This is a genomic window from Streptomyces sp. NPDC051364 (assembly GCF_040682115.1).
Taxonomy (GTDB): Bacteria; Actinomycetota; Actinomycetes; order Streptomycetales; family Streptomycetaceae; genus Streptomyces.
On sequence record NZ_JBFBAH010000010.1, the window covers coordinates 16,184 to 28,918 of the forward strand.

The 12,735-nt window shown below is 69.8% G+C and carries 13 protein-coding genes and 1 pseudogene; 8 read left to right on the forward strand and 6 right to left on the reverse strand.

From position 1 onward, the window contains the following. Nucleotides 1–53 precede the first annotated feature (53 nt). A complete protein-coding gene (locus AB0M76_RS21820) occupies nucleotides 54–3,035 on the forward strand; it encodes a BTAD domain-containing putative transcriptional regulator (RefSeq protein WP_365954446.1) in 2,982 nt (993 codons plus the stop codon). Nucleotides 3,036–3,096: 61 nt separating this feature from the next. On the opposite strand, the gene AB0M76_RS21825 is transcribed toward AB0M76_RS21820, so the two are convergent. Continuing rightward, nucleotides 3,097–3,264, reverse strand: coding sequence for a hypothetical protein (locus AB0M76_RS21825; protein ID WP_365954447.1), 168 nt, complete (start codon nucleotides 3,262–3,264; stop codon nucleotides 3,097–3,099). Between the two features lie 81 nt (nucleotides 3,265–3,345). Further along, nucleotides 3,346–3,813 (reverse strand): hypothetical protein, encoded by a 468-nt coding sequence (locus AB0M76_RS21830; protein ID WP_365954448.1) that lies wholly within the window; start codon nucleotides 3,811–3,813, stop codon nucleotides 3,346–3,348. 305 nt (nucleotides 3,814–4,118) lie between these two features. On the opposite strand from AB0M76_RS21830, the gene AB0M76_RS21835 reads away from it, so the two are divergent. Genes AB0M76_RS21835 through AB0M76_RS21865 form a run of 7 tightly spaced genes read left to right on the forward strand, consistent with a single transcriptional unit; the run spans nucleotide 4,119 to nucleotide 9,610 of the window. Then, nucleotides 4,119–4,772: a hypothetical protein gene (locus AB0M76_RS21835; protein WP_365954449.1), complete on the forward strand. Its 654-nt coding sequence runs from the start codon at nucleotides 4,119–4,121 to the stop codon at nucleotides 4,770–4,772. After that, nucleotides 4,759–5,724: an ornithine cyclodeaminase family protein gene (locus AB0M76_RS21840; protein ID WP_365954451.1), complete on the forward strand. Its 966-nt coding sequence runs from the start codon at nucleotides 4,759–4,761 to the stop codon at nucleotides 5,722–5,724. Before AB0M76_RS21835 ends, AB0M76_RS21840 begins: the two co-directional genes overlap by 14 nt. Beyond that, nucleotides 5,717–6,532 carry a PhzF family phenazine biosynthesis protein gene (locus tag AB0M76_RS21845; protein WP_365954452.1) on the forward strand — a complete coding sequence of 272 codons (816 nt, stop codon included), beginning with the start codon at nucleotides 5,717–5,719 and terminating at the stop codon, nucleotides 6,530–6,532. The genes AB0M76_RS21840 and AB0M76_RS21845 overlap by 8 nt, the downstream gene beginning before the upstream one ends. A gap of 26 nt (nucleotides 6,533–6,558) precedes the next feature. Beyond that, on the forward strand, nucleotides 6,559–6,849 hold the full coding sequence (locus AB0M76_RS21850) for a DUF1330 domain-containing protein (protein ID WP_365954453.1): 291 nt from the start codon (nucleotides 6,559–6,561) through the stop codon (nucleotides 6,847–6,849). 58 nt (nucleotides 6,850–6,907) lie between these two features. Continuing rightward, nucleotides 6,908–8,338 carry an AMP-binding protein gene (locus tag AB0M76_RS21855; RefSeq protein WP_365954454.1) on the forward strand — a complete coding sequence of 477 codons (1,431 nt, stop codon included), beginning with the start codon at nucleotides 6,908–6,910 and terminating at the stop codon, nucleotides 8,336–8,338. After that, nucleotides 8,335–9,303: a branched-chain amino acid transaminase gene (locus AB0M76_RS21860; RefSeq protein WP_365954455.1), complete on the forward strand. Its 969-nt coding sequence runs from the start codon at nucleotides 8,335–8,337 to the stop codon at nucleotides 9,301–9,303. Before AB0M76_RS21855 ends, AB0M76_RS21860 begins: the two co-directional genes overlap by 4 nt. Nucleotides 9,304–9,313: 10 nt before the next feature. Then, nucleotides 9,314–9,610, forward strand: coding sequence for a Dabb family protein (locus tag AB0M76_RS21865; protein WP_365954456.1), 297 nt, complete (start codon nucleotides 9,314–9,316; stop codon nucleotides 9,608–9,610). A gap of 32 nt (nucleotides 9,611–9,642) precedes the next feature. Here the strand turns inward: AB0M76_RS21865 and AB0M76_RS21870 are convergent. The 4 genes and pseudogenes from AB0M76_RS21870 to AB0M76_RS21885 all read right to left on the reverse strand — a co-directional run. Beyond that, nucleotides 9,643–9,723 (reverse strand): annotated as a pseudogene (locus AB0M76_RS21870) (IS5/IS1182 family transposase); the annotation flags it as partial. Between the two features lie 135 nt (nucleotides 9,724–9,858). Further along, the gene (locus tag AB0M76_RS21875; RefSeq protein ID WP_365954457.1) at nucleotides 9,859–10,044 is read right to left on the reverse strand and encodes a hypothetical protein; all 186 of its coding nucleotides are present in this window, start codon (nucleotides 10,042–10,044) and stop codon (nucleotides 9,859–9,861) included. After that, nucleotides 9,998–10,273, reverse strand: a complete 276-nt coding sequence (locus tag AB0M76_RS21880; RefSeq protein ID WP_365954458.1) for a hypothetical protein — start codon at nucleotides 10,271–10,273, stop codon at nucleotides 9,998–10,000. Before AB0M76_RS21880 ends, AB0M76_RS21875 begins: the two co-directional genes overlap by 47 nt. A gap of 926 nt (nucleotides 10,274–11,199) precedes the next feature. Further along, on the reverse strand, nucleotides 11,200–12,696 hold the full coding sequence (locus AB0M76_RS21885; protein WP_365954459.1) for a serine/threonine-protein kinase: 1,497 nt from the start codon (nucleotides 12,694–12,696) through the stop codon (nucleotides 11,200–11,202). Nucleotides 12,697–12,735 lie beyond the last annotated feature (39 nt).

A 12,735-nucleotide genomic window follows, 5' to 3' on the forward strand; every position in this document is an offset into this window, starting at 1 on the left:
GCATCAGGGTGGCAGGTGCAGGGGGGCCACTGCGGTTCAACATCCTCGGGCCGTTGGAGGGATGGGCGGACGGAGCCAAACTCCGCCTGGGCGGGACGATCCAGGAACGCGTACTCGTCGCACTGCTGCTGGAACCCGGCAAGATGCTGCCCGTATCGCGGCTCGTCACGGCCTCCTGGGAGGAAGAGCCCCCCGCGACGGCCGCCCATCAGATACGCAAAGCCGTGGCCGACATACGCCGGCGCATTCCCGGTGGCAGAGAGATCGTGGTCACCGAGGGCCCCGGTTACCACGTCCTGGTCACCGACACCCAGCTCGACCTGACCGAATTTGACACGCGGCTGCGCACTGCGAAGGAAGCGGTGGCCGCTGGGCGCTCCGCGCAGGCAGTCGAAGCGCTGCAGACCGCGTTAGCCCTCTGGCGCGGTCCGCTCCTCTCCGGTGAGGGCGGCCCAGTCCTCAACACTGCCTCCACGGTGCTCGAAGAGCGTCGGCTGGCCGCCGCGGAGCAGCTCTTCGATCTCCGCCTGGGCCGCGGTGAAGCGGCGGAGCTCGTCGGGGACCTGCGCGGGTTCGTCCAGCAGGATCCGCTGCGGGAGACGCTGCGCGGCCAGCTGATGCTCGCCCTGTACCGGTCGGGCCGCCAAGCCGCTGCGCTGGAGGAGTATGCCGAGGTCCGCAAGCTGCTCGCCGAGGAGCTCGGCATCGATCCGGGTCCGCAACTCGCCAAGATGTACGAGGGAATCCTGCAGGAGAGTCCCGAGATGGCGGGCGTCGAACAGCCCTCGGGCGCTGTGCCGTTGCCCCTACCCGAACCCGAGGAGTTCAAGGCTCCCGCCATGCTCCCGCACGACCTCGCGGACTTCACCGGGCGAAGCCGGGAACTGCAGGAGCTGCTGCACTACGCGCGCGGGGAGGACGGGCAAGCCACCCGGATCGTGGCGCTCGACGGAATGGGCGGCAGCGGGAAGACCTCGCTGGCGGTACGCGCCGCACACCGGCTCGCCGCCGCCTACCCCGACGGCCAGATCCACATCGACCTCCGCGGATACACCCCCGGCGAGCAGCCGATCACCACCGGCGCCGCCCTCGACACCCTGCTGCAGGCGCTGGGCGTCCCCGGACATCGCATCCCCGAAGACGTCATCGGCCGGGCGGCCCTGTGGCGCGCCACCCTCATCGGCAAGCGGCTGCTGCTCCTCGTCGACAACGCCGCGGACACCGCCTCGATCCGTCCCCTGCTGCCCACCTCGCCGGGCTGCCTGGTCCTTGTCACCAGCCGGGCCCGCCTGGTGGATCTGGACGGGGCCGAGTGGATTTCCATCGACATCATGGCGCCCGAGGAGAGCGCGGCCCTGGTCGCGGACACCGTCGGCATGCGGCGGGTGGCCGCGGAACCCGAGGCTGCCGCCGAGCTGGCCCGCCTGTGCGGTCATCTCCCGCTCGCCCTGCGCATCGCTACCGCGCGGCTGCGCAACCGCCCGCGCTGGACGCTGGCGTACCTGGTCGACCGCCTGAGGGACGAGACCCGCAGACTCGACGAGCTCAGTTCGGGCGAGCGGAGCGTCGCCGCCACACTCCGGCTCTCCTACCAGGCCCTGGACGAGGAGTCCCGGACCGCGTTCCGGATCCTCGCGCTGCACCCCGGCGGGGACATCGACGTCCATTCGGCGGCCGCCCTGCTGGGCCTGGGCCCCCGCGACGCCGAGGACATTCTGGAGCGGCTCCTCGACGTGCATCTGGTGCAGCAGCCCGAGATCGGCCTGTACACCCTGCACGACCTGGTCCGCAGCTTCGCCCAGAGCCTGCGCGGCGAGCCGACCGCGCGGGCTGACGAGGGCGCACTGGAACAGTTGCTCGACTACTACCTGACGGCCACCGAGGCGGCCTGCGAAATCCTGTTCCCCGGCCGTCGCCACCGGCCCACCGGAATCCTGGAGTCGACGGCAGAGCTGCCCGACTTCAAGGACGTCGGGCACACCCAGGCCTGGTTCACCAGGGAGCACGCGGCACTGCTCTCCGTCGTCGCCCTGGCCGAGCGGCTTGGCTACGACCGCCACGCGGTGTGCCTGACGCGCAACATCGTCTTCCAGCTCAACGCGCGTGGACACCTGCGCGAGTTCGCGGACCTGTGCCGCCTCGCGGTCACGGCCTCCCGGCGGCTCGGCGACCTCGCCCTGCTGGGGGTGAGCCTGTCGAACCTGGGCGTCGCCTGCTGGAAGCTCGGCCGGCTCGACGAAGGCGTCACGGTGGTCGAGGAGGGCCGTGACGTCGCCGCGCGCATGGGCGACCGGCATACGGAGGCGCACAGCGAGAGCACGCTCGGCCTGTACAAAAGCCTGCTGGGGCGCTTTCCCGAAGCACTCGCCCACCTCCAGCGGGCGATCGCCTGTGAACGAGAACTCGCCTCGCCCCGTGCGGAGGCCGAGAGCCTCACCGCCCTCAGCGCCTTGTACGAGCAGTGGGGCAGGCACCACGAGGCCGCCGAGGCGGCCCGGCAGGCGGTGGAGCTCGCCCGGCAGCTGGACCGGCGGGGTATCGAGCTGGTCGCGCACACCGACCTGGCCTTCGCACACATCGACCTGGGCGAGTATGCGGCGGCCGACCAGGCCCTGGCCCTCGCGCGCGGGCTGTACGACGAGTCCATGGACCAGGGCCATGTGGCGATGGCCCTCGCGCTGTCGGCCGACGTGGCTCAGCGGCTGGAGCAGCTCGAGCAGTCGTCCGGTTTCGCGGAGCGGGCCTTGGCCCTCGTGCAGGCGGGTTCGTCGCCGCTGCGCCAGGCGAAAGTCGAGAACGTGGTCGGCCGCGTCCTGCAGCGGAGGCAGGAGTACGCGTCGGCGCTGGACCTGCACAGCAGCGCGTACGAGCTCGCCTCCGGGGTCGGCTACCGCACCGAGGAGGCCTATGCCCTGGCCGGGATGGCCGAGGCAGCCGCGGCTCTGGGTGCAGAGCGAGAGGCGGCCGAGCATGCGGCCGCCGCCGAGGAGCTGTTCGCTGCGATGGGCGTGGCCCGGGAGGTCCGGCGCAGCTGAGCGCTGCAACGACGGCGGCCCGCGAGGTGTCTCGCGGGCCGCCGTCGCGTCTGCCGGGCTGTCAGCTCTGGGGGGTGACGGGAGGGACGATGGTCGGCCCCTTGTCCTCGGCGTACGTGTGGTGGCCGCCCTGCTGCCCTGCCGCATCATCGATCCCGGCCGCCGCGCCGAGCGCCAGCGCCAGCGCCGCCACGATGATCCCGATGGACTTGGTCAGCTTGCGTGCCATGTTTCCCGCCCCCTGTTGTGTGTCTGCTCTGTCCGACACCTCGAATATGGCCGAGGCCATTCCCCAAAGGTTCCCGCTCCGTTACCGCCTGCTGGGACCGAGCGGCACCGGGCCCTGACCAGGGGATTGAGTGGGGGGATCCTCCTGCGGCTCGGAGACAGTCACATCCCCGCGGAGCCGACAGGACAGCACGCACGCACCCTGGGGCGTCAGTGCGACCACGGTGCGCGCGGGCCCGGACTCGTGCCCCGCCATGTCGAGCAGGGCCCTGACGGATGAGCGCAACACGGCCCGTTCCGCCTCGGCGGGTTCGCGTGCCGGGTCCGATCCGCCCTGCCGGCGAGGGGTGATGCCGGTGACCTGGTGCATTCCGGTCCTGGTCATGGTGTCGACATCGAACTCTGCTCCCTCGCAGGTCCCGTCCTCGCTCGTACCGTCCGGCGGGCAGTGGGCACCGATATGCCCGGCCCACCGCTCGATGGCGGACAGGTCCTGCAGGGGACGGCGCAGGTGGCCCGCAGCCGTCGGGTGGTCCGGGGGATGTGTCACGTGATGCTCCTCTGCAGATGACCGATGGGGAAGAAACGCTGCCTCCAACCGGTCCCGTTCTCCTCCCGGCCTGCTCCCGGCCGTCCCCAACAGCCGTCCACTGCAGGTGTGCGCAGGGGCCGCCGTCAAGGGGCATCTTCGATCGGCACTTTGACGGCGACATTCAAAGATTCATGGCTTCGGCTTATCGAGGGGGTTAGCGTCGTCACATCCCAACCACCCTGCGGCGCATCCGCCCAGCGGTGCCCTGCATGGCCGCTTTTCGTTTGCGCCACCTACCGGAATCTTTCGGAGGAACCGCCCGCATGATGCAGATGGTAAATTGGCTGACGCCTTCCTTCGCCACCCATCGCGGCAGTCCGGGAATAGCCACGCTGGGACCTGCGGGTACCAGCAGCGAGGTCGCCGCAGACGTCGTCTGGCAAAGCCTGGACGGCGACTTCCCTAGCACCCCTGGTATCGAGCTGCATCGGACGTACGAGGATGCTGCCGAGGCACTACTTAATCACGACGTGAACTATTTGGTCGTGGCGAATGCCTACAGTGGCATCAGCGAGTTCTATATGGACACCCGGCTGGCTCTCGCCGGCGTATTCGTGATGGACACGCCGAATTACGGGATCGTGCGGCTGCCCGGCCGGTCCATCCCGGCGAGGCCGGTGGTCGCCACGCACCCGGCGCCACGCCCGCTCGTGGACGAGCTCTTGCCCAGCAGCTTCACCGACCGCGAGATCCTCCAGGTGACGTCCACGAGCGCGGCTGCCCAGGCGGTGCAGGACGGCATCACAGACCTGGCTCTCACCACCGTGCCGGCCGCCGAGGCCCACGGCCTGGAATTCATTTCCAGACAACGCGTGATCAGGATGCTCTGGTCCGTGTTCATGTCGAGCAACGACGCGTTCGCCCCGCTCCCCACCGACACGGCCGACGTACGGAGGACCAACCATGCTCATGCTTAACGGGGAGGAGGTCCACGCTGCCTACCCCATGGCCGAGGCAATTTCTGTCATGGATCAGGCATTGCGTAGCTTCTCCTCCGGAAAAGTCACACAGCCGCTCCGATCGATCCTCGCACCGCCTTCCGAGGGGGGCGTCTTCGCGATGATGACGTGCCATGTGGAAGGCCTTGGGTACGGTTTCAAGGCCATCATGCACAATCCGGGGAACCGGGCACGCGGACTCAGCACGCACATCGGATCGGTTTCCGTCTTCGACCCCGTCACCGGTGAATTGTCGGCTATTCTCGACGGGAGCGCGGTGACGGAAATCCGCACGGCCGCGGTATCTGCCGCGGCAACCCGGGCGCTGGCACGGGAGGACGCCGGCGATCTCGCAATTCTCGGCTCGGGAACCCAGGCACGGGCGCACCTCGAAGCCATGCGGCTGGTGCGTGACATCCACCGGGTCCGCGTGTGGTCACGTACCCCAGACCGGGCGAGGGCCTTTCGGGACTGGGCCGACAACCGAGGAGTGGCCGTAGAGGTCGCCGCCACCCCGCAGGACGCACTGCGCGGTGCGGACCTGGTGTGCACCACGACCTCGGCAATCGAACCGGTGGTGCTGCCGGGCGACTTGAGTCCGGGCGCCCATGTGAACGCGGTCGGAGCGTCGGTGCGCGGAGCCAGGGAGCTGGCCCCCGCCGCGGTCGCCCGCTGCGCGATCTACGTGGACAGCAGGGAATCGGCTCTGAACGAGTCCAGCGACATTTGCGACCCGATCGCCGAGGGCCTGATCACCGAGAAGGCCATCAGAGGCGAGATCGGGGAGGTCCTCCTCGGCACGGCCGAAGGACGCAGCGGCGCGGAGGAGATCACCTTGTTCAAGTCCCTGGGGCTGGCCGTCGAGGACGTCGCCTCCGGTTTCTCCATCGCGTCCCGTGCGCGGAAGGGCGGCATCGGTGTTGATGTCTGAGACGCGGCCGTCGAGTCTGAGGGCCACGAAGCTCTTCGTCGTCGACGCGTTCGCCAAACGTCCGTTCACCGGCAACCCGGCCGCAGTGTGCCTGCTGGAGGAGCCAAGGGACGAGGACTGGATGCAGTCCCTGGCCCGGGAGATGAACCTGTCCGAGACGGCGTTCGTCAGTGCTCGCAGCGACGGCTACGAACTGCGCTGGTTCACCCCGGTCAAGGAAGTCGACCTCTGCGGCCACGCGACGCTCGCCAGCGCCCATGTGCTGTGGCAGCGCGGCTTCAAGGACCGTCAGATCGACTTCCACACCCGCAGCGGCGTCCTGAACGTCAGCCGCGACAACCACGGGATCGTCATGCGCTTCCCGGCGGAACTCGCCGTCGAGGCCGAGCCGCCGGCCGGGCTGTGCGAGGCCCTGGGCGTGGACCCTGTGTGGATCGGCCGGAACAGGTTCGACTACCTCGTCGAGGTCGCCGACGCCGAGGTGGTGGCCGACCTCAAACCCGACTTCGCGGCCCTGGCCGCAGTACCGACGCGCGGCGTCATCGTGACCGCCCGCGCCGGCTCCCACACGGAGTTCGACTTCGTCTCGCGGTTCTTCGCACCGGCGTACGGCGTCGACGAGGACCCGGTCACCGGGTCGGCCCACTGCTGCCTGGGCCCGTACTGGGCCGAGCGGCTGGGCCGCGACGAGCTGCGGGGCTACCAGATGTCCCGCCGCGGCGGAACGGTCCGCGTCGCCGTCGCGGACGACCACGTACTGCTGGGCGGCACCGCGGTGACGATCACGGCCGGTACGTCGATCCAGTGAAGCAACGGAAGGGAACGGAGGACGCCATGCCCGCGTACGTCCTGGGGAACGTGACCACGCTGGACACCAGCGACGAACTGGCCGAGTACCGGCGCCGGGTGGGCGCCACGGTGGAGCCGTACGGCGGGCGTTTCGTGATCAGGGGAGGGAGGGTGGAGGTCTTCGAGGGCGACTGGTCCCCGGTCCACCTGACGCTGATCGAGTTTCCGGACGGCGCGAGCGCCCGTGAGTGGCTCGTGTCCCCCGAATACCAGGAGGTCTTGGTGCTCAGGGGAGGCGTGCAGACCGAGCTCGTCCTGCTCGAGAGCGCCGACTGACCAAGGGCACCGTCGACCGGTTTGTCCACGCAACGTTCCAGGAAGGCATTCGCTTCACGTGTTCACCATCTTCGACGACGAGCTCGACGCCCTCGCGCGGCGCTCGGTCACCCAGCAGCGCGAATTCCACGGCGGGCAATGGAGCAGGGAACGCCTTCCGGCCCACCAGTTGCAAAACCTGCGGGAGGGCCTGCGATACGTGCGCAGCCGATCCCCCTTCTACGCCGAGAGGCTGGCCGGGCTCGCCGAGTCCCGGATCGACCGGCTGGAAGCCGCCGATTTCGCCCGTGCCGTGCCCTTCACCACCAAGCAGGACCTACGGGACCGCCGCCACGACCTCCTCTCCAAGCCGGTGAGCGAGTCCTGGGTGTTCTACGAGACCACCGGCACCACCGGCCCGACCACCCCGTGTCCCCGTGACAACACGGACTCCATCGTCAACAACGCCGCCCTCACCGTGGCCTACCAGGAGATATTCGACAAGCACGGCGACGATCACGTCGTCGCCGTGCTGGGGCCGACCGAACTGCACTCGACAGGCGACACCTTCGGCGACGTCTGCCGCAACCTCGGCCACGCGGTCGTCAAGATGTGGCCGCACTCCCCCGTCGTGGGATTCGACCGCGCCCTCCAGATGCTGCGCGAACTCCACGTGACGGCGATCTTCTGCACGCCCGGGATGGCGATGACGCTGGCCAAGGAGGCCCGGAAAGCAGGCCTCGACCCGGCCACCGACTTCGACCTGCGGCTGCTGATGTTCGTGGGTGAGCTAGTCACCCCGAAGCTACTGGACAACCTCGGAGCCGTCTGGAACGCAGAGGCGTACAGCTGCATGTACGCCTCGCAAGAGGCCTCCATCCTCGGCGTCGCGCACGCCGACGGCCGGCTGCGCACCGTCCCGCTAAACGTGTACTACGAGGTCATCGACCCGGACACCGGGGCGGTCGTGGACCCGGACGCGCAGCAGGTGCGCGAAGGCGAGCTGGTCATCACCCACTTGTACCAGGGCGCCAAGCCCCTCGTGCGCTACCGGACCGGCGACCTGGTCCGGCTGGAGCCGACCGGCCCCGCGGAGAGCTACCCCTCGGAAATCCTGACGCCGCTCGGCCGGGTACGCGACCGCATCGACCTCAACGGCAGGGCGGTGACCGCCTACGAGCTGGAGGACTTCGTCCTCTCCCGCGTGCAGGGCTGCCGCGACTACCACATCACCATCGACCGAGTGTCCGGCGTCGACGTGCTCGCCGTCGATCTCGAAATGCCCGCCCCGGACGAGGAAATCCACAAGGAGATCCATGAGGCGCTCATCGCAGCGACTGCAGACAACTGGGGCTGCCCGGTAAGCGTCCGCACCACGCAGCTGGGCGCGATCACCACGACCGGAGCCATGGTCAGCTGGAAGGCGGCACGGGTACGGGACCTGCGCACCGCGGTGGACGCCGAGCACGAGGCAGCCATGGCCATCGCCCGCAAGCGGGACGCGCGATGAGCGCCGGGCGCACCGCCGCTCCAGCCAGCGGCCAGTGGGTCTTCCACAACGGCGATTTCGTCCCCGCGGCCGACGTGCGGCTGGGGCCCAGCCTCCAGGCCCTCCAGTACGGCACCGGCGTGTTCGAGGGCATCCGCTCCTACGCAGCCGGCCCGGACACCGCCCACCTCTACCGGGCCCGCGACCACTTCACCAGGATGATCGCCTCGGCCCGCATCCTGCGCATCGCGATCGACCGCAGCGCCGACGAGCTGGTCGAGATCACGACCGAGCTGCTGCGGCGCAACGGCCACACGGGCGACGCCTACGTCCGGCCGCTCGCCTACAAGACGGCCCTGGAGCCGGGGGTCCCGTTCGGTGTCCGACTGCAGGGCGTGTCTTCCTCCCTGACCATGGTCAGTCTGCCAATGGGCAGTTACGTGCCGAAGGAGGGGATCACATGCGGGGTCTCCTCGTGGCGGCGCATCCCTGACAGCTCGCTGCCCGCCCGCGCCAAGATCACCGGCGCGTACGCCAACAACGCGCTGGCCACCGATGAGGCGACGCAGGCCGGATACGACGACGCGATCTTCCTCAACCAGGCCGGACACGTGGCCGAGGCCAGCACGGCCAACCTCTTCCTGGTGCGGGACGGGCGGGTGGCGACCCCGGCGCAGGACTCCGACATCCTGGAGGGCATCACCAGGGATTCGGTGATCTCGCTGCTGCGGCGGGACGAGGACATCGAGGTCGAGCAGCGCACGGTCCTGCGGTCGGAGCTCTGCACGGCGGACGAGATCTTCCTGACCGGAACCGGCTGCGAGATCGTCCCCGTGGTCGCCCTGGACGGCCGGCCCGTGGGCGCCGGCGCACCGGGCCCCGTCACCAAGACGGTCATGCGCGCCTACGAACAGTCCGTCCGCGGCCGGGAAATCCGCGACCACGGCTGGCTGACGCAGGTCCACGAGGCCCCCGTCCATCTCTGAGGAGGAACCGATGATCCGCCATACCGTCCTCTTTCGTTTCAGGCCCGGAGTCGACTGGTCCGACACCCGGGCGCAGGCCGCCGAAGCGGCCGCGGCGGGCCACCCGGAGCAGATCGAGGAGATCCTGGGGTGGGAGTTCGGGCGCAACATGACCGAGCGGGCAGTCGCCTACGACTTCGCTCTGATCGGAACGTTCGCCGACCGGGAGGCAATCGACCGCTACCTGAACCACCCCGACCACGTGCGGGGCGTCGAACTGTGGCGGGAGATCGCCACCTGGGTGGTCGCGGACTTCGCGGTCGCATGAACGGTCCGTGGCCGGGCCGTCCTGGTGCCGGACGGCCCGGCCACGTGGTCGATGATGCAGTCCGCTGCCGACTTGGACACCCCAAAGAGCGGGGCAAGCTGGCACACAGTCATACCCCCAGTGCTGCACCCGCCCGTCGAGATCACCGTCACCGCGAGAGCGGAGGCCCCGACGAACCGTCCCATCTCAGCTTCAACATCACACCCCGGCCGTGATTGTGGAGGCCGTAAGCGCGCCGGCCGTGCTGTCTACCGCTGGCGGACCGTGTGCGTCGGGGATGCCGGTGACGGATTCCTGCTCCGGAGGTAGGCGACCTGCACAGCGTCTTCCGCGCTGTGCAGGTCGCCCGCCTCGGCCCGGGCCACGCGGGAGAAGACCGCGCTGGTCTCAAGGACGAACGCCTCGAAGTCCATGGCCCGGTCGGACTCGCTCACGCAGCCTCCGCGCGGCCAGCGCCCGCTTGCCCGGGTCGGCGTGCTTGTGGAACAGCCAGGCCGGCTGCCCCTCCTCGAAACGGGCCACCGAACCGCCCTCGGGCAGCGCCTGCGCCATCGCGACCATCGTCGCGCGCTGCTCGCGCTCGCTGCGGACCTCCAGGAACGCCTTCAGATACACCTCGAGCACGCCCTTGGTACGGCGCGCCGCGTACAACAGAAGACGCATGAGCGGAACCGAAACCCCACCCGCCCCCAACCACTCAAGCCAAGTCACAGACCGGCCTCCCATCATGACGACTCGTTGAATGAGGAACCCGAAAGCCCCTCACCCCCTACACGCCACACGAGCCCCAAAACCGGATACTGGACCCCGACTTTTCTCAGCCGCACCACCACCACGGCTCTGACCTGCGAAAACCATCAGGAATTTGTGCACGTCCGACGCACGCCAGAGCCGGATCCCGCGCTGCCCGTCTGACGGGCCACGGCAACCGCCGAACCCGTGCCGGGCAGAGCCGGCCCGCACGACTGGGCTTACCGCCCGAACCGAGGCCGGGGATGCTCCTGCGACTGCGCCCCGGTGTTGAACCCGCGAGTGGAACACCGTATTCGTGCAGTGCCGTACTGGCAGGACGACCACTGCGGCGGCAGTCACCAGACGAGCTGGCCATATGTCGCTGGGGCCGTGCGAATGCTGCGCCTGCCTCACCCCGGACGCACCGCCGCTGGCGGTCAGCCGAGCCAGACAACGTCCGGAACGGACAGGTGCCGTGTGAGCCGGTTGATCACCTAGACGAGGGAGAGCTGCCCGACGGAGCGGCGCGGAGGTCTTCACCCTCCGGGTCGCCGGTGTTCCACTGGGGCGAGGAACTCCGAGCGCAAAGCGGCATGGAGCCTGCCCGGTGCACAACCAGGCACTGGCTCAGGCAGAACAGCATGACCTTCCACCAGCAGCTGAAGCCGCTGCTCGACGACTACGCCAGCCAACTCCCCCGAGCCGTCGACGCCGGACTTCGTCCCCGACGAGATCGTCGACCGCTTCTGCCTGCTGGGCCCGGCCGAGGCCCACATCGAGAAGCTCCGTACCCTCCGCGACCATCGACGCCTACGGACAGCGCGTCATCCCGGCGGCCACCGGCTGACCGGCCGCGATCAGCCGGTGCAGGTGATCGAGAAGGGGACTGGGTTGGAGGTGGCGCGGGTGGGGCTCTGGAGTTCCACGGCCATCCCTGTGGTCAGGGTGCCGGCCTTCGCATAGGTCGTCAGCCGCACGGTGTCATGCCCGGTGGGGTTGGCCTTGTCCCCGATGGACATGGTGCGCCAGTGCGGATCCACCACCGAGCCGTCGCCGGACACCCAGCGGTAGGAGATCAGGGTCGGCTCGGAGGCGGTGAAGGTCGCGGTGAACTCCGGGGCCTGGCTCTCGCGGGTCGGGCAGCTGCCGGTGTAGGTGGTGTTCGCGCCCGCCACCGACATCCGTACGCCGCCCGAACCGGGGGCGGAGTCCTCGTCGTTGCCGTTGAGGGCATAGACCAGCCCGGCGCCGGTCAGTACGCAGGCGGCCGCGCCGGCCGCGACAAAGGCCGCCGTACGGCGCTTGCGGGGCGGGCCGGCGGGCGCTGCGGTTGTCGGGTGCGCGGGCGGGGCGGGCTCCGAGGTGGTGGTAGGCGCCAGCGCCGTGGGGACTGTTGCCGCTGCCGTGGCTGCCGTGGCGGGTTCCGATGGGGCCGGCAGGACGCGGGCTGCGGTCTTGGTGGCGTCTGGTTCGTAGGCGATGCCCCGCAGGGCCTCGACGACATCGGCGGCAGGGGTCCGCTCGGCCGGTTCCTTGCGGAGCAGCCCGGCGATGACCGGGGCGAGCGGGCCGGCCCGGGTCGGCACCGGCGGTTCCTCATCCACGACGGCCCGCAGGGTGCTCAGCACGGTGTCCTGCCGGAACGGGGTGATCCCCTCCACGGCTGCGTACAGCATCACGCCGAGGGACCACAGGTCAGACTCGGGGCCCGAGGGGCGGCCCAACGCCCGCTCCGGCGGCAGGTACTCGGGGGAGCCGACAACCTCGCCGGTCATGGTCAGCGCGGTGCTGCCCTCGACCATCGCGATGCCAAAGTCGCTGAGCACCACCCGCCCGTCCTCGGCGAGCAGCACGTTCGCCGGCTTCACGTCGCGATGCTCCACCCCGACGGCGTGCGCGGCGCGCAGCGCGCTCAGCACCTCCGCGCCGATGTGCGCGGCGTGCCGGGGTGCGAGCGGCCCCTCGGCACGCAGCAGATCGGCCAGCGACTGCCCGCGGATCAGCTCCATGACGATCCAGGGCCGGTCGTCCTCCATGGCCACGTCGTGGACCATCACCACGTTGCGGTCGGGTATCCGGGCCGCCGCCCACGCCTCCCGCTCCAGCCTGCTGTACATCCGCGCGATGTCGTAGGCCCGCAGATGGGCCGGGGCCCGGACCTCTTTGACGGCGACCTCGCGGTGCAGCGTCTCGTCGCGGGCCCGCCACACGGTGCCCATACCGCCCTCGCCGAGCCGGGACAGCAGCCGGTAGCGGCCGGCGATCAGCCGTTCCCCGCCCGGTGCACCCACCGCGGCCGCGGTGGTGGCCGTGAGCGTGCTCTCCGTCACGGTCTCGGATTCCTCGTTGTGCATGGGGGCGGTTCTCCTCTGATCGCCTACCGACGCCAACAT

Excerpts from the sequence above, each read along its gene's own strand:
- AB0M76_RS21825 (WP_365954447.1), bottom strand. The coding sequence starts at position 3,264 with ATGGCACGCAAGCTGACCAAGTCCATCGGGATCATCGTGGCGGCGCTG.
- AB0M76_RS21835 (WP_365954449.1), top strand. The coding sequence starts at position 4,119 with ATGATGCAGATGGTAAATTGGCTGACGCCTTCCTTCGCCACCCATCGC.
- AB0M76_RS21840 (WP_365954451.1), top strand. The coding sequence starts at position 4,759 with ATGCTCATGCTTAACGGGGAGGAGGTCCACGCTGCCTACCCCATGGCC.
- AB0M76_RS21845 (WP_365954452.1), top strand. The coding sequence starts at position 5,717 with ATGTCTGAGACGCGGCCGTCGAGTCTGAGGGCCACGAAGCTCTTCGTC.
- AB0M76_RS21850 (WP_365954453.1), top strand. The coding sequence starts at position 6,559 with ATGCCCGCGTACGTCCTGGGGAACGTGACCACGCTGGACACCAGCGAC.
- AB0M76_RS21860 (WP_365954455.1), top strand. The coding sequence starts at position 8,335 with ATGAGCGCCGGGCGCACCGCCGCTCCAGCCAGCGGCCAGTGGGTCTTC.
- AB0M76_RS21865 (WP_365954456.1), top strand. The coding sequence starts at position 9,314 with ATGATCCGCCATACCGTCCTCTTTCGTTTCAGGCCCGGAGTCGACTGG.
- AB0M76_RS21880 (WP_365954458.1), bottom strand. The coding sequence starts at position 10,273 with ATGCGTCTTCTGTTGTACGCGGCGCGCCGTACCAAGGGCGTGCTCGAG.
- AB0M76_RS21885 (WP_365954459.1), bottom strand. The coding sequence starts at position 12,696 with ATGCACAACGAGGAATCCGAGACCGTGACGGAGAGCACGCTCACGGCC.